At 71.3% G+C, this 22,336-nt stretch carries 29 protein-coding genes; 23 read left to right on the top strand and 6 right to left on the bottom strand.

Annotated elements, in window-relative coordinates:
- Positions 1-19: 19 nt before the first annotated feature.
- The gene (locus QSK37_RS16620; protein WP_285621559.1) at positions 20-1,498 is read right to left on the bottom strand and encodes an aminotransferase class I/II-fold pyridoxal phosphate-dependent enzyme; all 1,479 of its coding nucleotides are present in this window, start codon (positions 1,496-1,498) and stop codon (positions 20-22) included.
- A gap of 132 nt (positions 1,499-1,630) precedes the next feature.
- Here QSK37_RS16620 and QSK37_RS16625 point away from each other — a divergent pair, with 132 nt between their 5' ends.
- The 10 genes from QSK37_RS16625 (at position 1,631) to QSK37_RS16670 (ending at position 7,646) form a co-directional block, all read left to right on the top strand.
- A complete protein-coding gene (locus tag QSK37_RS16625; protein WP_285621561.1) occupies positions 1,631-2,119 on the top strand; it encodes an Asp23/Gls24 family envelope stress response protein in 489 nt (162 codons plus the stop codon).
- The gene (locus QSK37_RS16630) at positions 2,116-2,403 is read left to right on the top strand and encodes a hypothetical protein (RefSeq protein WP_285621563.1); all 288 of its coding nucleotides are present in this window, start codon (positions 2,116-2,118) and stop codon (positions 2,401-2,403) included. The genes QSK37_RS16625 and QSK37_RS16630 overlap by 4 nt, the downstream gene beginning before the upstream one ends.
- Entirely contained in the window at positions 2,400-2,615 is a 216-nt protein-coding gene (locus QSK37_RS16635) for a hypothetical protein (protein ID WP_285621565.1), read from the top strand. The genes QSK37_RS16630 and QSK37_RS16635 overlap by 4 nt, the downstream gene beginning before the upstream one ends.
- Positions 2,616-2,630: 15 nt before the next feature.
- Positions 2,631-2,822 carry a hypothetical protein gene (locus QSK37_RS16640; RefSeq protein WP_285567494.1) on the top strand — a complete coding sequence of 64 codons (192 nt, stop codon included), beginning with the start codon at positions 2,631-2,633 and terminating at the stop codon, positions 2,820-2,822.
- The gene (locus tag QSK37_RS16645; RefSeq protein ID WP_285621566.1) at positions 2,819-3,211 is read left to right on the top strand and encodes an Asp23/Gls24 family envelope stress response protein; all 393 of its coding nucleotides are present in this window, start codon (positions 2,819-2,821) and stop codon (positions 3,209-3,211) included. Before QSK37_RS16640 ends, QSK37_RS16645 begins: the two co-directional genes overlap by 4 nt.
- Positions 3,212-3,216: 5 nt before the next feature.
- Entirely contained in the window at positions 3,217-3,819 is a 603-nt protein-coding gene (locus tag QSK37_RS16650; protein ID WP_285622029.1) for a DUF6286 domain-containing protein, read from the top strand.
- A 4-nt stretch (positions 3,820-3,823) separates the two neighbouring features.
- Positions 3,824-4,375: an Asp23/Gls24 family envelope stress response protein gene (locus tag QSK37_RS16655; RefSeq protein ID WP_285621568.1), complete on the top strand. Its 552-nt coding sequence runs from the start codon at positions 3,824-3,826 to the stop codon at positions 4,373-4,375.
- Positions 4,376-4,404: 29 nt separating this feature from the next.
- Entirely contained in the window at positions 4,405-5,925 is a 1,521-nt protein-coding gene (locus QSK37_RS16660; protein ID WP_285621571.1) for an FAD-dependent oxidoreductase, read from the top strand.
- Positions 5,926-6,093: 168 nt separating this feature from the next.
- On the top strand, positions 6,094-6,417 hold the full coding sequence (locus QSK37_RS16665) for a YciI family protein (RefSeq protein WP_285621574.1): 324 nt from the start codon (positions 6,094-6,096) through the stop codon (positions 6,415-6,417).
- Positions 6,414-7,646: an RNA polymerase sigma factor gene (locus tag QSK37_RS16670; protein ID WP_285621578.1), complete on the top strand. Its 1,233-nt coding sequence runs from the start codon at positions 6,414-6,416 to the stop codon at positions 7,644-7,646. The genes QSK37_RS16665 and QSK37_RS16670 overlap by 4 nt, the downstream gene beginning before the upstream one ends.
- A 37-nt stretch (positions 7,647-7,683) precedes the next feature.
- Here QSK37_RS16670 and QSK37_RS16675 read toward each other — a convergent pair whose 3' ends face one another.
- Together QSK37_RS16675 and QSK37_RS16680 are read right to left on the bottom strand one after the other, a co-directional pair.
- A complete protein-coding gene (locus tag QSK37_RS16675; protein ID WP_285621579.1) occupies positions 7,684-8,091 on the bottom strand; it encodes a helix-turn-helix transcriptional regulator in 408 nt (135 codons plus the stop codon).
- On the bottom strand, positions 8,088-8,540 hold the full coding sequence (locus QSK37_RS16680) for a hypothetical protein (protein WP_285621581.1): 453 nt from the start codon (positions 8,538-8,540) through the stop codon (positions 8,088-8,090). Before QSK37_RS16680 ends, QSK37_RS16675 begins: the two co-directional genes overlap by 4 nt.
- Before the next feature lie 194 nt (positions 8,541-8,734).
- On the opposite strand from QSK37_RS16680, the gene QSK37_RS16685 reads away from it, so the two are divergent.
- From QSK37_RS16685 to QSK37_RS16735, 11 genes are all read left to right on the top strand, one after another.
- A complete protein-coding gene (locus QSK37_RS16685; protein WP_285621584.1) occupies positions 8,735-9,820 on the top strand; it encodes a hypothetical protein in 1,086 nt (361 codons plus the stop codon).
- Positions 9,820-9,999: a hypothetical protein gene (locus QSK37_RS16690; RefSeq protein WP_285621587.1), complete on the top strand. Its 180-nt coding sequence runs from the start codon at positions 9,820-9,822 to the stop codon at positions 9,997-9,999. Before QSK37_RS16685 ends, QSK37_RS16690 begins: the two co-directional genes overlap by 1 nt.
- Entirely contained in the window at positions 9,996-11,084 is a 1,089-nt protein-coding gene (locus tag QSK37_RS16695; protein ID WP_285621589.1) for an NADH-quinone oxidoreductase subunit B family protein, read from the top strand. Before QSK37_RS16690 ends, QSK37_RS16695 begins: the two co-directional genes overlap by 4 nt.
- Before the next feature lie 33 nt (positions 11,085-11,117).
- Entirely contained in the window at positions 11,118-12,902 is a 1,785-nt protein-coding gene (locus QSK37_RS16700) for a nickel-dependent hydrogenase large subunit (protein WP_285621591.1), read from the top strand.
- Positions 12,895-13,467, top strand: a complete 573-nt coding sequence (locus QSK37_RS16705; RefSeq protein ID WP_285621593.1) for a NifU family protein — start codon at positions 12,895-12,897, stop codon at positions 13,465-13,467. Before QSK37_RS16700 ends, QSK37_RS16705 begins: the two co-directional genes overlap by 8 nt.
- Positions 13,464-14,069 carry a DUF5947 family protein gene (locus QSK37_RS16710; RefSeq protein WP_285621596.1) on the top strand — a complete coding sequence of 202 codons (606 nt, stop codon included), beginning with the start codon at positions 13,464-13,466 and terminating at the stop codon, positions 14,067-14,069. Before QSK37_RS16705 ends, QSK37_RS16710 begins: the two co-directional genes overlap by 4 nt.
- Positions 14,047-14,256: a hypothetical protein gene (locus QSK37_RS16715; protein WP_285621599.1), complete on the top strand. Its 210-nt coding sequence runs from the start codon at positions 14,047-14,049 to the stop codon at positions 14,254-14,256. Before QSK37_RS16710 ends, QSK37_RS16715 begins: the two co-directional genes overlap by 23 nt.
- Before the next feature lie 244 nt (positions 14,257-14,500).
- Positions 14,501-14,962, top strand: a complete 462-nt coding sequence (locus tag QSK37_RS16720) for a GntR family transcriptional regulator (protein ID WP_285621602.1) — start codon at positions 14,501-14,503, stop codon at positions 14,960-14,962.
- A complete protein-coding gene (locus tag QSK37_RS16725; RefSeq protein ID WP_285621604.1) occupies positions 14,959-15,876 on the top strand; it encodes an ABC transporter ATP-binding protein in 918 nt (305 codons plus the stop codon). Before QSK37_RS16720 ends, QSK37_RS16725 begins: the two co-directional genes overlap by 4 nt.
- Positions 15,873-16,880: an ABC-2 membrane transporter-related protein gene (locus QSK37_RS16730; protein WP_285621606.1), complete on the top strand. Its 1,008-nt coding sequence runs from the start codon at positions 15,873-15,875 to the stop codon at positions 16,878-16,880. The genes QSK37_RS16725 and QSK37_RS16730 overlap by 4 nt, the downstream gene beginning before the upstream one ends.
- A gap of 18 nt (positions 16,881-16,898) precedes the next feature.
- Positions 16,899-18,131: an alpha/beta hydrolase family protein gene (locus QSK37_RS16735; protein WP_285621609.1), complete on the top strand. Its 1,233-nt coding sequence runs from the start codon at positions 16,899-16,901 to the stop codon at positions 18,129-18,131.
- 60 nt (positions 18,132-18,191) lie between these two features.
- Here QSK37_RS16735 and QSK37_RS16740 read toward each other — a convergent pair whose 3' ends face one another.
- Together QSK37_RS16740 and QSK37_RS16745 are read right to left on the bottom strand one after the other, a co-directional pair.
- On the bottom strand, positions 18,192-18,965 hold the full coding sequence (locus QSK37_RS16740; RefSeq protein ID WP_285621614.1) for a chymotrypsin family serine protease: 774 nt from the start codon (positions 18,963-18,965) through the stop codon (positions 18,192-18,194).
- 121 nt (positions 18,966-19,086) lie between these two features.
- The gene (locus QSK37_RS16745; RefSeq protein WP_285621617.1) at positions 19,087-19,896 is read right to left on the bottom strand and encodes an SDR family NAD(P)-dependent oxidoreductase; all 810 of its coding nucleotides are present in this window, start codon (positions 19,894-19,896) and stop codon (positions 19,087-19,089) included.
- 84 nt (positions 19,897-19,980) lie between these two features.
- Between QSK37_RS16745 and QSK37_RS16750 the strand changes: the two genes are divergently transcribed.
- The gene (locus QSK37_RS16750) at positions 19,981-20,625 is read left to right on the top strand and encodes a TetR/AcrR family transcriptional regulator (protein ID WP_285621620.1); all 645 of its coding nucleotides are present in this window, start codon (positions 19,981-19,983) and stop codon (positions 20,623-20,625) included.
- Between the two features lie 3 nt (positions 20,626-20,628).
- Here QSK37_RS16750 and QSK37_RS16755 read toward each other — a convergent pair whose 3' ends face one another.
- The gene (locus QSK37_RS16755; protein ID WP_285621623.1) at positions 20,629-21,342 is read right to left on the bottom strand and encodes a chitinase; all 714 of its coding nucleotides are present in this window, start codon (positions 21,340-21,342) and stop codon (positions 20,629-20,631) included.
- Positions 21,343-21,606: 264 nt separating this feature from the next.
- On the opposite strand from QSK37_RS16755, the gene QSK37_RS16760 reads away from it, so the two are divergent.
- Positions 21,607-22,278: a DUF6585 family protein gene (locus QSK37_RS16760; protein WP_285621626.1), complete on the top strand. Its 672-nt coding sequence runs from the start codon at positions 21,607-21,609 to the stop codon at positions 22,276-22,278.
- Positions 22,279-22,336: the final 58 nt, after the last annotated feature.

Here is a 22,336-nt window from a genome sequence, read left to right on the forward strand (position 1 = left end):
GCTTCCACACATTCGGTGTTCACGGCTCTCGGTAGACCCGTACGCTCTCCAGCTTCGAGTCGGCGGCGTCGGGGATCACCATGCCCGCCTTCACCCCGGTCCGCAGGTAGTCGAGGACGGCGGTGTTGAGGCGCTCGCCGGGCAGCGCGGCCGGGATCCCCGGCGGGTACGGCGTGAGCATCTCGGCCACCACCCGGCCGGCCGCCTGTTCGACCGGCACCTGCTCGGTACGGCCGAAGAAGGCGTCGCGCGGCAGGTGGACGAGCTCCAGCCGCAGGTCGTCCGGGGTGGGCACCTGCACCTCACCGGCGGGGTCCAGCGCCTCGTTCCCCCGCTCGGCCTCCCGGCTCAGGTGCCGGAACGCCTCCAGGAGCGACCGGGTGGACTCCTCGTCGTCGGCGTAGCTGAGCTGTGCGCTGATCCGCCGTTGGTCGGAGACGTGCAGGTTGATCCGGTGATGCTCGCGGAGCCAGTCGGCCGCGCTGTAACCGGTCACGCCCAGCGCCTCGATGTCGACGATGATCTGGAGCGGGTCCATCTCGGCGGCGCGCTCCGGACCGACGAAGTCGGCCTCCCCGTGCACGCGCATGCCCTCGAGGCCGTCGATCTCTGCGCGCACGGACCGGGCCAGGTCGAGTGCGGCCTGCAGCAGGTCGCGGCCCTGTTCGACCATCTGGCGCCGCCAGCCGTCCAGCGCCGCGTACACGAGCACGGACGGGCTGGTCGTGCCCAGCAGGTCCTCCCGCGCGCTCAGCACGTCCGGGTCGACCCGGTCGCCCTGAAGGTGGAACACCGAGCTCTGCTCCAGCCCACTGCCCATCTTGTGCACGCTCGTCACGCACACGTCGGCCCCGGCGTCCATCGCCCAGACCGGCAGTTCCGGGTGGAACGGCAGGTGCGCGCCCCACGCCTCGTCCACGATCAACGGCACGTCGCGGTCATGGCAGACGCGGGTGATCGCGGCGAGGTCGCCGCTGGTTCCGTACGGGGTCGGGCTGGTCACCAGCGCGCCCCGGGCGTCGGGGTGCTCGGCGAGACGCCGCTCGAACGCCTCCGCGTTCGGCGGATGCGCCAGCCGCAGCTCCGGATCCCACTGCGGCTCCACCCAGATCGGGCGGATGCCGGCCAAAATCAGCCCGGCCACCACCGCCTTGTGCGCGTCCCGGCCCACCAGCAGCTTCTCGTGCGGGCCGGCGACCGACAGCATCGCGCTCTTGACCGACAGCGAACTACCGCACGTCGAGAAGAACGCGTGGTCCGCCCCGACGGCGTCCGCCATCAGCTCCTGGGCCCGCTCCAGCACCCCGCCCGAGGACATCCGGTCGTCCAGGCCGGCGGTCGCCAGAACGTCGGACCGGAAGACGTCGTCCCCGACCACCGCGCGCACCCGCGGATCGGTGCCGCGCCCCTGCTTGTGGCCGGGTGGGGTGAACGGCAGATAGCCCCGCCGGTGGTAGGCCGCCAGCGCGTCGAGTACGGGTGCCTGCGAGTGGTCCATAGCCCAGCCGCTTCCCGCCTTCGAAGCGGGAAAACCTGCTCTGGCCTGCCGAATCACCGCACGACCCCGAGCCGACCCCGGTCACGAGACGTCGGCTAGCCTCGATAACAGACGGTATTCGGGGGTGATCCTATGAGCGCTCCGACGAGTGAGCGAACGGATCAGAAGACCAGTCAGCAGACGACCGGCGCGGTGAGCGCCCGCAAGGGCGGTGAACTGGTCGGCGAGCACGGCCGGACCGCCATCGCGGACACGGTCGTCGCCAAGATCGCCGGCATGGCGGCCTCGGAGGTGCAGGGCGTTTACGCCATGGGCGCCGGCATGGCCCGCGCGTTCGGCGCGGTCCGCGAGCGCATTCCCGGCGTCGGCCGCCCGAACGTCGCCCAGGGGGTGGCGGTCGAGGTCGGCGAGCGGCAGGCGGCCATCGACGTGGACGTCATCGTCGAGTACGGCGTGTCCATTCCCGACCTGGGGGACGGCATCCGCCGCAACGTCATCGAGGCCGTGGAGAAGATGTGCGGCCTGGACGTCACCGAGGTCAACGTCAACGTCGGCGACATCCACCTGCCCGGTGAGGAGAGCAGGGAGAGCGGCGAACCCGCCGCGCCGCGGGTGCGATGAACCTCTCCCAGGCGGGACGCCTGGCCGAGCGGATCGCCACCGCGGTGGCGGACTGCCCTTCGGTGGCCCGTCTCTCCGCCGGTCCGGCCGCGACCTATCTGCCCGGCCGGACCGTGCCGGGAGTGGCCGTGCGCGAGGACCGGGTGCGGATCGCGGTGGTGGCCGCCTACGGGCCGCCGATCGCCGAGGTCGCGGAGCAGGTACGGGCCGCGGCCCGGGAGGTCGTGCCGGACCTGCCGGTCGACGTGGCGGTCGAGGACATCGAGGTGCTGGAGGCTTCGTGAGCGGGGACCGCGCGGCGTTCGCGGCGTGGGTGCGCACCCACCATCCCGACGTGGGCGGTGACCCGGCGGAGTTCGCCGCTGGGCTGGTGCGCCGGCACGCGGGCGGTACCGCCGAGGTGACGCTCGCGGTGTGCGTGTTCCGCTCGCGGCACGGGCTGTGGCACGTCGCGCGCTGGCTGCGCCGGCGGCGTCGAGGCCCGCGCGTGGTGTGAGAAGAGGTGACTGAGATGAGTGAGATGCGATGGTGGCCGGCCGTGGGCCTGGGCTTCGGGACCGCACTCGGGTTCGCCGGCGCCTTCGGCGGCTTCGCCGCGTTCGTGATCGTGCTGGTGCTCGGGATCGTGGGATTCCTGGTGGGCCGGGTGCTGATCGGCGAACTCGACCTGACCGAGATCCTGGGCGGCCGGAGGCGGTCGTGAGCACCGAGGTCGAACCCCGGGGGACGATCGCGCTGGAGCACCGGGGCCGTACGGAGATCGCCGACCGGGTTCTGGCGAAGATCGCCGGTCGTGCGCTGGCCGAGGACGAGGACGCGGGCGGCGCGGCCCGGCGCGTGCTGGGCGTGCCGCTGGGCCGCGACTCCCTTGAGAGCACGCCCTGGGTGACGGCGAAGGTCGACGGTGACCTGGCCATCCTCCGGATGCGGATCTCGGTCGCCTACCCGGCGCCCGTACGGGAGGTGACGCGGCGCCTGCGGGAGCTGGTGCGGACACGCGTCGGCGAACTGACCGGGCTGGACGTACGCGAGGTCGACATCGACGTGGCCCGGCTCCTGCCCGCCGAGCGGTCCGGGAGGCGAGTGCGGTGACCGGGATGGACGCGGCCCGGACCGGCGACCTGCGCCCGCCGTCCCGCCGGGCCGCGCGTCGCGCCGTACGCCGGTCTTTCGGCCCCCGGCGCGTGCTCCCGTCGGTGGTCACCGCCGCCCTGCTGGCCGCCGCCGCGATCATCCTCGCGGCCGAGGTGATCGGCACTCTCGTCGGCCGCTCGCCGGGCGTGCTGTTGCCCGTCGTGGACCTGGCCCGGCTCGGCCGGAGCCTGCGCTGGGACGACGTGCTGGTCCTCGCCGTGGCGAGCCTCCTCGCGGCGCTCGGCCTGCTGCTGCTCCTGCTGGCGCTGCGACCCGGACGCCTGCGGGCGATCCCGTTGCGTTCGGAGGACCCGAACGTGGTGCTCGGCATCGCACGGGCGGACCTGCGAAGGTACGTCGCGCGGGCCGCCCAGAGCGTGGACGGCGTCGACCGCGCACGGGTCAGAGTACGGCGGCACAGCGTCCGCGTCCGCGCCGTGAGCCCGCTCCACGACGTCGCCGGGCTCACCGAGCAGGTGCACGGCGCCGTCGGCGAGCGCCTCAGCGCGCTGGCGCCGCTGCACCGGCCGCACGTGCGCGTGACCGTACGGCATCGGGAGGACTGACCCCATGGGAAGCACTCGCGCGAACCGCTTCGGCCTGGCGGTCATCGGACTGATCCTGCTCCTCGGCGGCCTCACGGCGGCCGTCCGCGGCGCCGCCTTCGTACCGCGTCATCTGGGAGCGGCCCACGTGCCGGTCACCGGCCGCTTCGTGCGCGCCTTCGCCGACGCTCACCTGTGGTTCTGGATCGCGCTGGCGGCCTTCTCCGTCGCCATCGCGCTCCTGGCGCTGCGCTGGCTGGGCGCGCAGGCCCGCAGGCCGGCCCCGCGGACGATCCGGCTGGAGCCCGACACCCGGCACGGCGCCACCACGCTGTCCACCCGCGCGGTCACCGACGCGATCGAGGACGACCTGAACGCCGGCCCGTACGTGCGGCGGGCCACCGCCGGAGTGACCGGCAACCGTGCCCGTCCGCACCTGCTCCTCAACGTGACCGTCGATCCGGACACCGACCCGGCCGACGCCCGGTCGAGCATCTACGAGGCGATCGCGCGGGCCCGGCGCACGCTGGAGAACGACGACCAGCCGGCCACCGTCCGCCTCCGCGTCAGAGAATAGGACGTGTTTTTCCGGGCACACAGCCGTGCATGACGCTCCCGGGAACAGCCACCTCGTACTGGATCGAATCGAGTGCCGGCACCTCCTACCCGACGCTGACCGAGGACGTCGACGTCGATGTCGCGGTGGTCGGGGGCGGCATCGCCGGAATCTGCACCGCCTTCGAGCTGACACGCGCGGGCCGTTCGGTGCGGGTGTTCGAGGCCGGCCGCGTCGCCGCGGCGGTCACCGGCCACACGACCGGGCGGTTGTCGGCCGCCCATCCGTGGATCTACCGGCCGCTCCGGGAGCGCCTCGGCGCCGAGGCCGCGCGGCTGTACGCGCGGTCGCAGCAGGAGGCGGTCGACCACGTCGAGGCGACCGCGTCCGCGCTCGGCATCGACTGCGAGATCGAACGCCGCCCCTCTCACATCTTCACCGAGGACGAGGACGAGGCCGACGGGCTCCGAGCCGAGGCGGACGCCGTGAAGAACGCCGGGCTGGAGGCCGCGTTCGTCACCGAGACGGATCTGCCGTTCCCGGTGGCCGGGGCGCTGCGGGTGGAGGACCAGATCCAGTTCCATCCCCGGCGGTACCTCGTCGGCCTCGCCGAGGCGATCGTCGCGAACGGCGGGCGGGTGCACGAGAACACCCGCGTCACCGACCTAAAGGAGGGCGAGCCGTGCCTCCTGCGCACCGAGCACGGCGCCGTCGTACGGGCCCGTGAGGTGGTGGTGGCCACGCTGGCGCCGGTGTTCGAACAGCTCCGGCTGTCGACCCGGCTCAGCGCCATCCGCGAGCTGGTGGTGGCCGGACCGATCCCCGCCGACCGGGACCCGGGCGGGATGTACATCACGCGTGAGCTCAGCACCCGCTCCGTCCGCACCGCCCCGCTGCCGGACGGACGGCGGCTGCTGCTCATCACCGGCGAGGGTTTCGCACCCGGCGCCGGCCACGTCGCCGAACGCTACGAGCGGCTCATCGACTGGGCACGGAAACACTTCGGCGCCACCGACATCACCCACCGCTGGTCCGCCCAGGACACCCAGACCACCGACACGCTCCCCTGGGTCGGCCGCGCCCCCGGCACGGAGCACGTCTTCGTCGCGACCGGCTACGCACGCTCGGGCATGAGCCACGGCGTGATGACCGGACGGCTCATCGCCGACCTGCTGACCGACCGCACCCCGCCCTGGGCCGACCTGTACGACCCGAGCCGCGTCCATCCGGCACACGAGGCGACCGCGACCGTTGAGAACGTCGCCGCCATCGCCGGGCACTACGTCGGCGACCGGATCTCCGCCTGGTCCGGCTCGGTGGAGGACGTGCCCAAGGGCTCGGGCCGGGTCGTGACCGTCGACGGCCGCCCCTGCGCGGTCCACCGCGACGAGCACGGGAACCTGACCGCCGTGTCGGCCACCTGCCCGCACCGCGGCTGCGTCGTGGCGTTCAACGACACGGAGAGCACGTGGGAGTGCCCCTGCCACGGCTCCCGGTTCGCCGCGGACGGCACCCTGCTGAACGGCCCGGCCAACCGGCCGCTGGAGCCCATCACCGATCTTCCCGGCTGATCGGCTTCAGGCGGCGGGAGCGCGGTCCCCGCGGAACGATCGCCGACGACCGGCGTCCCGGAAAGTTCTGCGAAGAAATCCGGGAGGCGGTGTCGGGTCCGGGCGGTGGTGTTCGTAGCAGGGGTGAGGCCGCCCACGAGGGGCGGCGCCGCAGGAGATGATGTTCAGATGCAGTATCTGGTTTCCGTGATCGATGACAAGAGCAATCCCGGCAGCACGGACAGGCAGCCTGCCATCAGCGCGTTCAACGAACGACTGATCGCCGAGGGCTACTGGGTCTTCGCGGGCGGACTCGCGGACACCGACGCGGCCACGGTCATCGACAACCGGGGCGAGCAGGCGGTGTTCAGCGACGGGCCTTTCGTGGAGTCGAAGGAGTACCTCGCCGGCGTCTGGGTGTGGGAGGCCCCTGATCTGGATGTGGCGCTCACGCTGGCCGCCGAGGCGTCCAAGGTCTGCGATCGGAAGATCGAGGTGCGGCCGTTCCTGTGAACGACGTCGACGTCCGCGAGGCGATCACCCGGGCCCACCACGAGGAATGGGCCCGGGTGGTCGCCGCCCTGACCAGGCGTTTCGGTGACCTCGGCATCGCCGAGGAGGCGGCGGCCGAGGCGTTCGCGACCGCCGTCGAGCGGTGGCCGGTCGACGGCCTGCCGCCCAACCCCGGCGGCTGGCTGACCACCACCGCGAGCCGCAAGGCCATCGACCGGATCCGCCGCGAGAACAAACGCGACGACAAGCACAAGGAGGCTCAGATGGTGTACGACGACGCCCCACCCGAGCCCGTCGGCGCGATCGACGACGACCGGCTCCGGCTGATCTTCATCTGCTGTCATCCGGCGCTGGCGATGCAGACCCGCGTGGCGCTGACGCTGCGCATGGTCGGCGGCCTGACCGTGCCCGAGATCGCCCGCGCCTACCTGGTGGCCGAGACCGCCATGGAACGGCGGATCACCCGCGCGAAAGCCAAGATCAAAGCGGCCCGTATCCCGTACCGGATGCCGTCCGCCGAGGATCTGCCGGCACGCGTGTCCGGCGTGCTCGCCGTCCTGTTCCTGGTGTTCAACGAGGGCTACCTGGCCACCGGCCCCGGCACCGATCCCCTCCGGCACGACCTGACCACCGAGGCGATCCGGCTCACCCGCCTGATCCGTACCCTGATGCCGGGCGACGGCGAGGTGGCCGGGCTGCTGGCGCTGATGCTCCTCATCGAGGCCCGCCGCCCCGCCCGCGTCTCGGCCGGCGGCGAGCTGGTCCCCCTGACCGAGCAGGACCGTGGAGCCTGGGACGCGACGCTGATCGCCGAGGGGCATCGGCTGGTGCGCGAGCGCCTCGCCGCCGGCGTGGCTCCGGGCCGCTACCAGATCCTCGCCGCGATCAACGCCGTGCACACCTCCGCGCGCGACATCCGCGACACCGACTGGTCACAGGTCCTCGCCCTCTACGACCAGCTCGTCCGCCTCGACCCCTCGCCGATCATCGCCCTCAACCGGGCCATCGCGGTCGCCGAGATCGACGGCCCGGACGTGGCACTGGCCACCGTCGACCGCCTCGCCGAGGCGCTGACCGGCTATCACGCCTACCACGCCACCCGCGCCGAACTACTACGCCGACTACACCGCGGGCCCGAAGCACGCACGGCCTACGACAAGGCCATCGAACTCGCCGGCAACACCGCCGAGACCGCCTACCTCACCCGCCGCCGCGACCAACTGCGGTAGCGCCCACAGATGCTCGCGCGCGCCCATGTGCCGGTGGTCAGGTCCTCGGCCCGGACGCGGCCGCCGCGCGTGCCGGGGAGTCCGCGATCAGCGCGTGGCGGCCCAGGTAGTAGTCCAGCAGGCGGCGGGTCTCGGCGAGGGAGTCGGCCCAGCGGCGGAGCCGGGCGTCTCCCGACGCGGTGAGGTGGTACATGCGCCGCCTCGGTCCCGCCTCCGAGGTCTCCCACTCCGAGCGGACCATGCCCTGTTCTTCGAGGGCACGGAGCCGGCGGTAGAGGTTGCCCGAGTCGCCGTCCGCGAGGCCGAACGCCTTCAGCCGTTCGAGCAGCTCGTAGCCGTGCGCGGGCCGCTCCCGCAGGAGCAGCAGCACGCAGCCCTGCAGGTAGTTGCGCGGCTCGGCGCCCGCCCGCGTGGCGAAGGCGTCGGCGGGCTCGCCGACGCTCACGGCCGCACCTCCGGTGCCGGCGCGAGCCGCCCGGCGACCACGGTGCCGTACATCATGTGGTCGACGGCCAGCATGGCGCGGTGGACCAGGCGCCTCTGCTCCCGGTACTGCACGCCCAGGAGCGGGCCGATCCCGAGTTCGAAGGCCAGCCAGACGACCAGGCCGTACAGGGGGCCGATGCGCGGATCGGCCCGCCACCGGCGCGGGAGCAGGCCGAACGCCGCCCCACCGGCCGCGCCGTAGCCCCAGTGCGCCAGCTCGATGATGGCCGAGCGGTGCTCGGCGGCGAGCCGTTTGACCTTCCTCGGGGCGTGCCGCTCGACGATGACCTCGGGCGGGCTCTTCTCCAGCAGGCCGATGTTGGCGGTGAAGTCCCGCATGCCGGACATGGCCATGGCGGCGATCAACCCGCGCACGCCGGCACGGACGGTCGATGCTGCGTCTGGCACGGTCCACCTCCGGCCTCGGGACGTCACTCGGGAGCGACACAGTTCCTGACTCATACCCCGTCACACCCGCCGTCACCTGCGAAGACTCTCCGCTAAGTGCGTCCGTCACCTAGGCGTCCGTCACTTACGGCGCGCCGCCGCGGCTTGCTAGACCGGAGTAGCCAGGCGGGACGGTCGTGGGGAGGACGAGGACGATGGAGGCGAGCCCGGTCGACGCCGCGGTCTTCGACCGCGCGCTCGCGGTGGCCGACGCCATCCTGTACGAGGGCTACCTGCTGTACCCGTACCGGCGTTCGTCGGTCAAGAACCGGTTTCGCTGGCAGTTCGGCGTGCTCACCCCACGGGCGTGGGCGGAGGCGCGGGACACGGCCGACGCCGGTGTCGCCGGCTCGGCCGAAGGCTGGTGGCAGCGCACCGAGTGCCTGCTGGCGGCCCCCGAGCCGGGCGAGGCCGTCGTGCGATGTCGGCTGCGCTTTCTCCAGCTGGTCGTCCGGTCGGTCGAGGAGCGCCTGCCCGACGGCGGCCACCGCCCCGCCGACGGCCTGGACGTCGGCTCACGGCTCGCGGTGGGCTTCGACGAGGCTCTGCCGCGGGACTTCGGCCTGCGCGTCCGTCTCGCCGACGTCCTGGACCGCGAGCAGCGGATCGACCTGTGCGCCCCCGGAGGCGAGGACGTCGAGACCCTCGGCGACGACGACGGCCGCCCGGTGGGCCGCGCGCGGTCGCGCCGGTGGCCCGTACGGGTCTCGGTGGTCGTCTCGGCGACCCGGTGCGAGACGCCGGCTCCGCTGTTCCGGCTGCGAGTACGCGTCGAGAACGCCGATGCCACGACGCCTCCGGACGCGCCACGGCAGGAGGCCCTGCGCCGCTCGCTGATCGCGACGCACTCGCTGCTCGCGGCCGAGGAGTCGTCATTCGTCTCGCTGCTCGAACCGCCCGGCTGGGCGGAGGCCGAGGCACGCGCCTGCGCGAACGTCCACACGTTCCCCGTGCTGGCGGGCGAGCCCGGCACGCGCGACCTCGTGCTGTCCTCGCCGATCCTGCTGTACGACCACCCGCGGATCGCGCCGGAGAGCGCCGGTGACCTGCACGACGCCACGGAGATCGACGAGATCCTGTCGCTGCGCACGCTGACACTGACCGACGAGGAGAAGCGGGAGGCGCGCGCCACCGACCCGCGAGGCGCGGCGATCGTCGACCGGGTCGACACGATGCCGCCGGAGATCCTCTCCCGCCTGCACGGGGCCATCCGTTCACTCGGCCCGTACGGGGAGTCCTGATGCGCGCGATCGAACTGCTCGACGAGCTCGGCCGGCGGCTGCGGCAGGCCGAGTCCACGGCGCCCACCCGCCCACGTCCCGGCGCCCCCGACCGCGCTCCGGCGCTCGCCCTGGCGGCACCGTTCGCCGCGTTCTACGACCGCATCCGTGACCGGCTACGAGGGAGGCCCCGCACATGAGCATCGACGCCGGAACCGAAGACGTCGCCCGCGAGCCGACGAGCACGCGGGAGCGCGAGGGCTTCGACCACATCACCATCCTGTGGATCTCGGAGGGGATGAGCTGCGACGGCGACAGCGTCGCGATGACCGCCGCCCGGCAGCCGCCCATCGAGGACGTCGTCCTCGGTCTCATCCCCGGCCTGCCCCAGGTCAGCCTGCACAACAAGGTGCTGTCCCCGACGCAGGGCGGCGAGTCGTTCCTCGCACCCTTCCGCGCCGCGGCCGCAGGCGAGCTCGAGCCCTTCATCCTCGTCATCGAAGGGTCGGTCCCCAACCAGAACATCATCACCGGGGGCGGCTACTGGACCTCCTTCGGCAACGACCCGGAGACCGGCGAACCGCTGACCCTCAACTGGTGGATCGACCACCTGGCGCCCAAGGCCTGGGCGGTCGTCGCCGCGGGCACCTGCGCGACGTACGGCGGCATCCACGCGATGGCCGGCAACCCGACCGGGTGCATGGGACTCGCCGACTACCTCGGCTGGGACTTCAAGTCCACCGGCGGACTCCCGATCGTCAACGTCCCGGGCTGCCCGATCCAGCCCGACAACTTCATGGAGACCCTCACCTGGGTGCTGCAGCACGCCGCCGGTGACGCGCCGCCGCCTCCGCTGGACCACATGCTGCGCCCGCAGTGGCTGTTCGGCAAGACCGTGCACGAGGGCTGCGACCGGGCCGGCTACTACGAGCAGGCCGACTTCGCGCACGACTACAACTCGCCCAAGTGCCAGGTGAAGATCGGCTGCTGGGGCCCGGTGGTCAACTGCGACGTGCCCAAACGCGGCTGGATGGGCGGGATCGGCGGCTGCCCGAACGTGGGCGGTATCTGCATCGGCTGCACGATGCCCGGTTTCCCGGACAAGTTCATGCCCTTCATGGACGAACCGCCGGGCGGCTCGCTCTCCTCCCTGATGGCCAAACCGTACGGCGCGTTCATCCGCAAGTTGCGCGGCTTCACCAACCAGGCCCTGAACACCGAACCGAAGTGGCACCACAACGAACCCGAGCTGACGAGCGGTTATGACCCGCGCTGGCGTCCGTGACGGACCGGCCGGACAACGAGGAGGGCTTTTCAGATGGCCATGACCGAACGGCCGGCGGACGGCGAACAGCTGGTCGAGATGACCTGGGACCCGATCACCCGCATCATCGGCAACCTCGGCATCTACACGAAGATCGATTTCAAGAACCGGCGTGTCGCCCAGTGCCATGCCACGTCGTCGCTGTTCCGCGGCTACTCGGTGTTCATGAAGGGCAAGGACCCCCGCGACGCCGGCTTCATCACCAGCCGGATCTGCGGCATCTGCGGCGACAACCACACGACCTGCTCGGTCTACGCGCAGAACATGGCCTACGGCATCAAGACCCCGCCGCTCGGTGAGCACATCCTCAACCTGGGCGAGGCGGCGGAGTACATGTTCGACCACACGCTGTTCCAGGACAACCTCGTCTTCATCGACTTCTGCGAGGCGATGGTCAAGAAGACCAACCCGAGCGTGCTGAAGCGCGCGAAGCAGACCGAGGCGCCCAACGCCGAGATCCACGGGTACCGCACCATCGCCGACATCATGGAGGCCTACAACCCGTACGAAGGCGCGGTCTACAAGCAGGCACTGCAGGTCAGCCGGACGACCCGGGAGATGTTCTGCAAGATGGAGGGCCGGCACGTCCACCCCTCGACCGTCTATCCGGGCGGAGTGGGGACCATGCCGGAGCCGACCACGTTCACCGACTACCTGACCCGGCTGGTGTCGATCCTCGACTTCGTCAAACAGGCCGTCGCGATGAACGACGACGTCTTCGACTTCTTCTACGAGGCGCTGCCCGGCTATGAGGAGGTCGGCCGCCGCCGCGTCCTGCTCGGCTGCTGGGGCGCCTGGCAGAATCCCGACGTCGTCGACTACCGGTACGAGCACATGACCGACTGGGGACGCGCGATGCACGTCACCCCGGGAGTCGTCGTGGACGGCGAGCTGGTCACCACCGACCTCGTCGACATCAACCTCGGCATCCGGATCCTGCTCGGCAGCTCCTACTACGAGGACTGGGTGAACGAGGAGCCGTTCGTCACCCACGACCCGCTGGGCAACCCGGTCGACATCCGCCATCCCTGGAACCAGACGACGATCCCGCTGCCGCAGAAGCGCGACTTCGACGACAAGTACAGCTGGGTGATGAGCCCGCGCTGGCTGGACCGGCGCAGCGGCGAACTCCTCGCGCTCGACACCGGCGGCGGCCCGTTCGCGCGCCTGTACGTGACCGCCCTGGCCGGGCTGGTGGACACGCCGTACGTGAAGGCGACCGGCTCTAGCGTCCGCATCACCCTGCCCAAGAGCGAGAAGCTGCCCGAGACGACCCTGGAGTGGAAGATCCCGCAGTGGTCCAACGCCCTCGAGCGGGACCGGGCGCGCGCCTACTTCATCGCCTATTCGGCCGCCATGTCGCTGTTCTTCCTCGAACGGGCGATGGGGCTCGTACGGGCCGGCGACACCAAGGTCTTCGAGGACTTCACGGTGCCGGAGGAGGGCATCGGCTGCGGGTTCCACGAGGCCGTACGCGGGGTGCTGTCCCACCACCTCGTCATCAAGGACAAGAAGATCGCCAACTACCACCCCTATCCGCCGACCCCGTGGAACGCCAGCCCCCGCGACGTCAACGGCGTGCCGGGGCCGTACGAGGACGCCGTACAGGACATGCCGATCTTCGAGGAGAACGGGCCGGAGGACTTCGTCGGCGTCGACATCATGCGCGCGGTGCGCAGCTTCGACCCCTGCCTGCCGTGCGGGGTGCACATGTACCTCGGCGGCGGCAACGTCCTGAAGAAGCTGCACTCGCCGACCTTCGGGGCGGCGCATGGCTGACCGCCCGATCCGGGGCCTGCCGGACGAGGACGTCGAAGCGCTCATCGGCCGGCTGGAAGCGCTGCTCGACCGGCTGGAGCGGGCCACCGGACCGGTCGCCGAGCTGGCCGCGCAGGCGGTGGAGGGCCTCGCGCTGATGTACGGCACCGCGCTCGCGCGGGTCATGGCGCTGGCCGGCGACGATGCGCCCGAGCTCGTGTCGGCGCTGGTCCGGGACGAACTCGTGCACCACCTGCTGGCCCTGCACGGCCTCCACCCGCAGCCGGCGCGCGAGCGGGTGCTCCGCGCCCTCGACGACATCGGGCCCCGGCTCCGCTCCCACGGCGGCGACGTCGAACTGATCGAGGTGACGGACGACGTCGCCCGGCTGCGGTGGTCCGTCGCGGGCTGCGGTTCCACGTCCGCGGCGATCGGGCGGCTGATCAGCGACGCCGTCGCCGGCGCGGCGCCCGAGTTGCGCGTCGAGGCCGTGACGGCGTCCGGGGAACCCGGGCCGCCCGCGCTCATCCCGGTGGAGTCGCTGCTGCGCCGACCGGCGACGCCCGTGCGCGGTGACCCCGGATGAGCACCGGCGCGCTGCCGCGCCTGATCCGCCGTACCGCCGCCGACCGGCCCCGCCGGCGGCCCTGCGACCTCTGCGGTACCCCGCTGGCCGAGGACCACCGGCACCTGCTCGACGTACGCGACCGGCGGCCGCTGTGCGCCTGCTACGCCTGTTCCGTGCTGTTCCAGCGGGAGGAGGCGGGCGAGGGCCACTACCGGCTCGTGCCCGAACGCCGGATCCCCGTCGGCGGCCTGTCACCGGCCCGCCTCGGCGTCCCGGTCGGCCTCGCGTTCTTCGTCGAACGTGCCGACGGCGAGGTGGTCGCCCACTACCCGAGCCCGGCAGGGGCGACGCAGTGGACCATCGACCGGAACGCCTGGGAGTCGGCCGCTCGGGACTGCCCCGCTCTGGAGGAGCTACGCGCCGAAGTGGAGGCGCTGCTGGTCAACACGGCACGCGGGCGCTCCGAGGCCTGGCTGGTCCCCATCGAGGACTGTTACCGGCTGATCTCAGTCGTACGCCGGCACTGGACGGGGATGTTCGGCGGTGACCGGGTATGGCCTGAGATCGAGGGGTTCTTCGAGGAGCTGAGGAGGTGTCATGGGACAGATACGCACCGGTAAACCGCATACCAGGCCTGACGCCCCGGCCCATGTGACGGGGATTCGCGAGGGCAACGAGAGGCGCGGCCACGAACGGCAGATCGGTCATCACGACGACGGCACCGCCGACGCGCGTCGCTCCACGGGCATCAGGCCCAGGAAGCACGACGCGATACTCAAGATCATGCCGAACCTGCCGCCCGGCTGACGCCGCAGGTGCCTGGACTCCTGGGGGATCGATGGTCAAGAAACTGCTGATCGGAGCCGTCGTCGCCGGCGTCGTCGGCATGGTCATCCACGAACTGCCCGCGCTCCGGCGCGAGATCAAGATCTGGCGCATGTGAGACCCGCGGGGAAGCCCGGAGGCGAGGACGCCTCCGGGCTTTCGTGTGTTCTGGCGCAGCGGCGGCCGGCTTGACAGCGATGACCCATAACCCTTTAACTCAATAACTATGGATATAGATAAAGCTTCTCCGTCGCCGATCGAGTTCCGGCTCGATCCCGGGTCGGGGGTCCCGACCTATCTCCAGCTGGTCCAGCAGGTGGAGCAGGCACTGCGACTGGGATACCTGCGCGAGGGCGACCAGCTGCCTCGGGTGAAGGACGTCGTCGCCGGGCTGGCGATCAATCCGAACACCGTGCTGAAGGCCTACCGGGAGCTGGAGCACCGCGGCCTGGTGGCCGGGCGGCGAGGACTGGGCACGTTCGTCTCAGTGGCGCCGGATGTGGTCGGGCTGCGCGAGCAGGCGGCGTTGCGCAAGAGCATGCTGGCCTGGATGCGCACGGCGAGCGAAGCCGGGGTGGACGAGGAGGGCATGGCCGCGCTGTTCACCGCCGCGCTCCACGAACTGCGCCAGGGCCACGACGGGCGGACCGACGACGAGGACGGCGGGCGCGCGGAGGTCAGCGCGTGAGCGCCGCGATCGAGACGACCGGGCTCGGGAAGCGCTACGGACGTACCTGGGCCCTGCGGGACTGCTCACTGGCGATCCCGGCGGGGCACGTGGTCGGTCTGGTCGGACCGAACGGCGCGGGCAAGACCACCCTGCTGAGCCTGGCCGTGGGCCTGGCCACCCCCACCGCCGGTGAGATCCGGGTACTGGGCGGCACGCCTGCCGGATCGGCCGCCGCGCTGGACACGGTCGCCTTCGTCGCCCAGGACGCGGCGCTCTACCGCAACGTGTCGGTCGCCGACATGCTGCGCATGGGGCGCGGGATGAACCGGCGCTGGGACGCCGAGCGCGCGCACGACCGGCTGAAGGAACTGGGCATCCCGGTGCGGAAGAAGGTCGGCGAACTCTCCGGTGGTCAGCGGTCCCAGGTGGCGCTCACCCTGGCGCTCGCCAAACGCCCGCGGTTGCTGATCCTGGACGAGCCGCTCTCCGCCCTGGACCCGCTGGCCCGGCACGAGTTCATGGCGGCGCTGATGGCGGCGGTGACCGAGGACGGCGTCTCGGTCGTGTTCTCCTCCCACGTCGTCGCCGAGCTGGAGCGGGTCTGTGACTACCTGGTGGTGCTCCAGGACGGACGGGTGCAGGTGTCCGGCGAGGTCGAGACCCTGACGGCCGAACACCACGTGCTGGTCGGGCCCGCCGAAGAAGCCGACGACGTCGCCCGGCGGTTCCCGGTCGTCCGCGACCGTCGCACCTCCGCCCAGGCGCATCTGCTCATCCGCACCGGCGATCCGGCCGCCGTCCCGCCGGGCTGGCGACGGCATCCCGTCGCCCTGGAAGAGATGGTGCTGACCTACATGCGCGAACCGGCCGCCTCCGCACTGCCGGGCCCCGCACGCGTCCCCCACGAGCCGACGGGATCCGGCCTCTCATGACGACGATGGACATGCGCCGCAGAGCCTCGCTGCCCAGGTTCGGTCAGGTCTGGGTGATCTGGCGCCAGCACCGGGCCGCCACCTACGGATTGCTGGCGCTGCTGGCCTCGTACGGCACCGCCGTCCTGGTGACCGGGCTGCGGGCCCGCTCGTACTATGACCGGCTCGGCCTGAACGCGTGCCGGTCCTTCACGACCGGAACGTGCCAGCAGCTCGGTCGCGCCTTCACCTCCTCCTATCCGCCGCTGTTCCTGCTGCTGTTCCTGCTGGCACTGCCCGCGGCGTTCGGGGCCTTCGTCGGGGGGCCGCTGGTGGCACGGGAGCTGGAGACCGGCACCTACCGGTTCGCCTGGACCCAGGGCGCGGGCCGTACCCGCTGGATCGTCACCAGGCTGCTTGTCATCGGCGCCGCGCTGTTCGCCGTGACCGCCGCCTACGGCCCCCTCTACACCTGGTGGATCGCGCCCTATGAGCACGTTCTGCCCACCGGGTTCAACAATTACCTGCGCTTCGAGTTCACCGGGGTCCTCTTCCCCGTTCACACGCTCCTGGCCTTCGCCATCGGTGTCCTCGCCGGAGTGCTCGTCCGCCGTACCGTCGTGGCCGTCGCCGTCACCTTCACCGGCTCGTTCGCTCTCGTCTTCGCCACCGTCTTCGGGCTCCGCCGGTACTACATGACGCCGCTGACCACGACCGGCGCACCGGGCGCCCACGACTGGGCGCTCGACACCACCTATCGCGACTCCACCGGGCGCGGCCTGACCGGCGGGCAGGCCCACGACCTGTACCTGCGGTTCCTGCACCAGCTCCCCGACCCGAACGCCGAGGTGCCGCCGGGGGCGTTCCGGAGCTGGCTGCAGGAACGGCACTACTCCCTGCTGACGAGCTACCACCCCGCCGGTCGGTTCTGGCCCTTCCAGTTCATCGAGACCGGCTGGATGGTCGTGCTCACCGTGCTGCTCGGCGCCTTCGCCGTCTGGCTCATCCGCCGTCGTACCAGCTGAATCACGACAGGAACCCTCATGACACGAGAATTCACCGACCGTCCGGCCGGGCGGATCCTGGCCGGGCCGCGCGGCCGGGCCCGGTCGTCACGACTGCTCGTCGCCGTGCCGGCGGCGTGCCTCGCCCTCGCGGCGGCGGCCTGCGCACCCGCCTCACCGGCGCGTCAGGCGGCGTCCACCGTGACCGCCGCGTCCGCCGCGTCCGCGACCGAGTTCCCGGAACTGCCCCGGCCGACGGGCCCGCACGCGGCCGGCCGCACCACGCTGCACCTCACCGACGCCCATCGCCCCGACCCCTGGGTGCCGGACGCGGGCCCGCGGCAGCTCATGGTGTCGATGTACTACCCGGCCCGCCCGCGGACCGGTGGGCCCGCCCCGTACATGACCGCCGACGAGGCCCGGCTGTTCCTGCGGGAGAAGGCTCCGGGCGCCGACATCCCGCCCCAGGCGCTCAGCGAAACCCGCGCCTGGGCGCACACCGACGCGCGGCCGGCGCAAGGCCGATTCCCGCTGGTCGTGCTCTCTCCCGGCCTCTCGTTCCCGCGCGCCACCCTCACGAGCCTCGCCGAGGACCTGTCCAGCCGGGGATACGTCGTCGCGCTGGTCGACCACACCTACGAGTCCTCCGGCACGACCTTCCCCGACGGGCGCACCCTGGCCTGCACCATCTGCGACAAACCGCCCGCCGGCGGGATCTCGGCCATCGCGAAGAGCCGGGCCCGGGACATCTCCTTCGTGCTCGACGAGCTGACCCGCCGCCACTCTCCCTGGCCGTACGCCCGCATGATCGACGCGAGGCGGATCGGCATGGCCGGGCACTCCATCGGCGGTGACGCCGCCATGGCGACCATGGCCGCGGACCACCGGGTACGGGCCGGAGTGAACATGGACGGCACCTTCTTCGCACCGGTCCCCGCCACCGGCCTGGGCCGCCGCCCGTTCCTTCTGGTCGGCACCCAGTCGGAGCACAGCCCGGGCGACGACGACACCTGGGACAGCGGCTGGACGAGTCTCGACGGCTGGAAACGCTGGCTGACCGTCACCGGCACGGACCACGGCAGCTTCACCGACCTGCCCGTCCTGTCCGCCTGGGCGGGCCTGCCCGTGTCCGGGCTCTCCCCGCAGCGCTCGGTGCGGATCGTCCGCACCTACGTCGGCGCCTTCTTCGACCTGACCCTCAACGGCGAGCGGCGACCACTGCTCGACCGGCCGTCACCGGCTTATCCCGAGGTCACCTTCCAGCACCTCTGACGCCGCCCCTGGCCGTGGTCGCGGCGGCCTCGGCCGCCGCGACCGCGTTTCGCCTTACTCTCAGCCCACGTGGAAGCCGGCGCCGACGCCGCCGCGGGAGTTCAGGTCTTTGAGGATGCTCGTGAAGGGCGTGAAGTGCTGGGCGCCCCAGTCGCTGCCCACCAGGACGTTGCCGTTGTACACCGGGGAGCCGGAGTCGCCGGCCCAGGTCCAGATGAGGGTCGTGTAGTACTGCCCGTCCTTCACAAGAGTGGCGCCGCAGGTCACGCCCGTCCGGTGGCCCTGCTTGCACATCCGGGTGCCGAGCGCGGGAACGTCTCCGATCGACGTGATCTTCGCGGTGCCCGTCGAGCTGGTGACCGTGTCGGTGGCCTTCACCTTCGTCGGGTCCAGCTTGATGACCGCGTAGTCCAGACCGTGGGGCTTACCGATCGTGAGCAGGTTGTTCGGGTCACTGACGTAGGTCACGGTGCCGATCGGCCCGATCTTCAACGAGTCCCGCGGGTCGGGGATCGCGGCCGGCGCGGCGGCCGTACCGGCGGGGGTGGTGTCGTAGTAGACCTTGCCTCCCACCAGCTTGTTTCCGTCGGAGTCGAGGAAGCAGTGGGCGTTGGTGAACCCCACCAGGTCTCCGGCGGCATCGTGACCCACCGCCGTGAGTGTGCAGACCTCCTCGTTGTAGCCACCACCGTCGACCTGCTTCAGCTGCTGGATGATTCCCGAGCCGGCGCCGATGGGGATCAGGTCGTCCGCGTGCGCCTGCGACACGGGAAGGCAGAGACCGGCCGCGACGGTGGCGGCGACCGCAAGGGCCTTACGTTTGAGACTGGGCATTCGAACCCACTTCCGGGAAGCGAGGAACAGGTGAACAAAGTCCCGCCGCGATCGGCGGGGCCCGGAGGGGACCGTATGGTTTCCGGTGTAACTCCTGATTAATTCCCGATGTAACCCCTGTTCAGGGAGCCTGTTCCGATGCGAGAGGATCCACCCGGCGCGTCACGAGTCGGGCGATGAATCGCCCGAAAGCCGGTATTTCAAGTGGCAGCAGCGACGTCGCCGGATAAACGCGGCGTCGCGTGTTCCGTTCAATGGCCTTGACGATCGCCGTGGCCGCCGCTTCCGGGGAGACCGGCGGCGGGGTGCGCATCGGCCCGTTGCGCCAGGGCAGCAGATCGAGGTCGCGGGCGGCGGTGTCGGTGGCGCCCGGCACGATCTCCAGCACCGAGACCCCGCTGCCCGCCAGTTCGTGCCGCAGCGTACGGGTGAGGTGTGCCAGCGCGGCCTTGGATGCGCCGTAGTAGCCCAGCAACGGGATCGGCACGGCCTGCAGGGTGGAGGTCACGTTCACCACCAGCCCGCCGCCGGCGCGCAGGGACGGGAGAAGGTGCCGGGTCAGCGCGAGCGGCGACCACAGGTTGGTCTCGAACAGCGCCCGCGCCCGGTCGTCGTCTCCGGTGGCGGCCTGCGCGGCCACCATCCCGGCTCCGGCGTTGTTGACCAGCATCCGCACGGTGCCCAGCGCGGCGGTCGCCTCGCCGGCCAGCGCGGCGGCGGCGCCGGGACGCGACAGGTCGGCCTCGATCACGTGCGGCCGGATCCCGCCCGCGCTCTCCACCTGATCGGCCACCTCGTCCAGGGCCGTCCGGCGACGAGCCGCGATCGCCAGCCGCCCACCGCGCTCGGCCAGCGCGAACGCCAGCGCCCGGCCGATCCCGCTGGAGGCTCCGGTGAGCAGGATCGGCACGCCGCTCACCCTGTCCGTCACGGCGGCCTCCCTGTGGTTGACTGATAATCAATCAGTCGGCAACGTAACCCGGCCGGTCCGACCGGTCAAGGAGGGAGAAACGGCATGGGCTCCCCTCGGTCCGAGGCACGGCACACCGACCGGCGCGGCCGGCTCATCCGGGCCGCCTCCCAGCTGTTCTCCGAACGCGCCTACGACGAGGTGACGACCACCGAGATCGCCGCACGGGCGGGCGTCGCGTACGGGCTCATCGCCCACCACTTCGGCAACAAACGCGGCCTCTACCTCGCCACCATCCACGCGGCGGCCGAAGACCTCCAGGCCGTCCAGGCGACGCCGCCCGAGGGCGACGGTCCGGCCGAACAGCTGCGGAACGCCATCGACCGGCACATCGCGTACATGGACCACCGGGCCGCGGGATTCCTCGCCCTCATGCGCGCCGGCAACGGCTCGGACCCCGAGGTCCGCGCCATCGTCGAGGACCTCCGCTGGCAGGGCGCCGTGCGCGTCCTCCACGCCCTCGGCGTCGACGGGCCCGTCCATCCGCTGCTTCGCGCCGCCATGCGCGGCTGGGTCGGCTACCTCGACGAACTCATCATCGACCACATCCGCCACCACGACGTCGACCGGGCCGACCTCGTCCGGCTGGCAGCGGACGCGCTGGTCACGACGCTGCGCACGGCAGCCTCCATCGCTCCCGGCGCCGGCGTGGACCCGGCCACCGTCGACCTCCTCACCGGACCCGCGTGAGCCTCAGCAGGACAGGTCGCCACCGGCGCCGGTGCCGAGGATCCCGGCGAACCGCTGGTAGAGGTCGATGCGATGCCGGCGCTGGCCGGGGTTCTTGCCGTTGCACTCCAGGTCGCCGTTGATGCTGCGGATCGTCTCGCCGAAGCCCTTGTTGCGCACCATCGCGTCGTGCGGGGTCATCGTGCCGGCGCCCCGCTGGGCGTTCCAGAACCACAGGCCGGTCTTCCAGGAGACGGCCGCGTCCCGCTCCACCCGGTACGGGTCGTGCAGCAGGTCGACGTGCAGTGCGTCGCCGGCGGCCTTGTAGTTGAAGTTCCAGCTCAGCTGCAGCGGGCCGCGCCCGTAGTAGGCCCGCGCCCCCGCCGGACAGCCGTAGGGCAGGCTCTTGTCGCAGTAGTGGCCGTAGTTCGCGGTGTTCTGCTCGACGACGTATCTCAGGCCACCGGTCTCGTGCGCGACGTTGGCGAGGAACGCCGCCGCCTCGCGCTTCCTGGTCGCGTCGCCACCGGTCCTCGCGAAGCCGGGGTAGGCGCCCAGCGCGTCGATCAGGCCCTGGTACGAGTAGAACGGATTGCGGCCGGGGAACATCTGGTCGAACTGCGCCCGGCTGACCACGAACCCGGCGGCGGCGTGGGACGAGGCGGTCGCCGGCGCGGCGAGGAACAGACTCGCGACGGCGGCCGAGACCACGGGAACCATGACACCACGTACGGACATTTCTCTGCTCCTCGCGCAATTGTGATGGACGGCGAAAATGCGACCGGCCTCTTCTCGGCGGCCGGCATCGCCTGAATCGATCTTCCCGGTCGCCGTACGTACGTAACGGAGGACAGAAAGTAGTCACGTCGAGGATGGCCGGGCCTTCGCGCTCATTCGTGGAACGCGGATAAACGCGTGCTGTAATGTCGGCACATTTCGCTTGTGACCCCTCACGGTGCATGGAATGATGCCACCGGTTCACATCGAGCGAGGTTGGTCCATATGGCAGGCGAAACGCCGTTGCCGTCACACGTCGCCAATGCGGCGGCCCGCGCGGCGCTCGGAGATCTGGTGAGGGTCTTCCCGGTGACGGAGCGGGGAAGGCAGTTCCTGGTCGTCCACGTCTTCGAAGAGGGCAGTGTCTTCCTGCCGGCCGAGCAGAACCAGGCGCACGCCTTCCGGTGGAGCGACGTCACGATGCTCATCCAGTCGGTGACCCGGGTCACCAGCGGAAACGTGCCCAAGTACGTGCGTTACCAGTATCTCTTCGTGTGCGGCGACGGCAACCAATATCGCGCGGACGCCAGGGCGAACATCCTCGGCAACGAACAGTGCGGCCTGGAGGACTTCGGCCGGATCGTGAATCCTCTGGTGACGGCCGTCCAGCTTCCGGCAATGCGCGCCGCGCTCGGCCGGGGTGAGCCGGTCACCTTCGGTCCACTCGCCATCGAGCCCGATGGCATCCGCAAGGACCGCAAGAAACTGCTCCCCTGGGCCGAGTTCGAAGAGCTGAAGATCACGAGCGGGCAGGGCATTCTCATGCCCAATGGCGATGTCGTCGTCCGGCGCCGTGGAAAACGGCTCAACTGGTTCAGGTGGGAAGCCGCCAAGATACCCAACCTCGGCGCACTGCTCGCGCTGACCGACGAGGTCGGCGGACCGGCGACCGCATAGGGCGGTCCGCGCGGCCGCGCGCCAATGATTCGACGTTTTTCATATTGTTTGCTCCTGC

It is taken from the genome of Actinoallomurus iriomotensis (assembly GCF_030269445.1).
Taxonomy (GTDB): Bacteria; Actinomycetota; Actinomycetes; order Streptosporangiales; family Streptosporangiaceae; genus Actinoallomurus; species Actinoallomurus iriomotensis.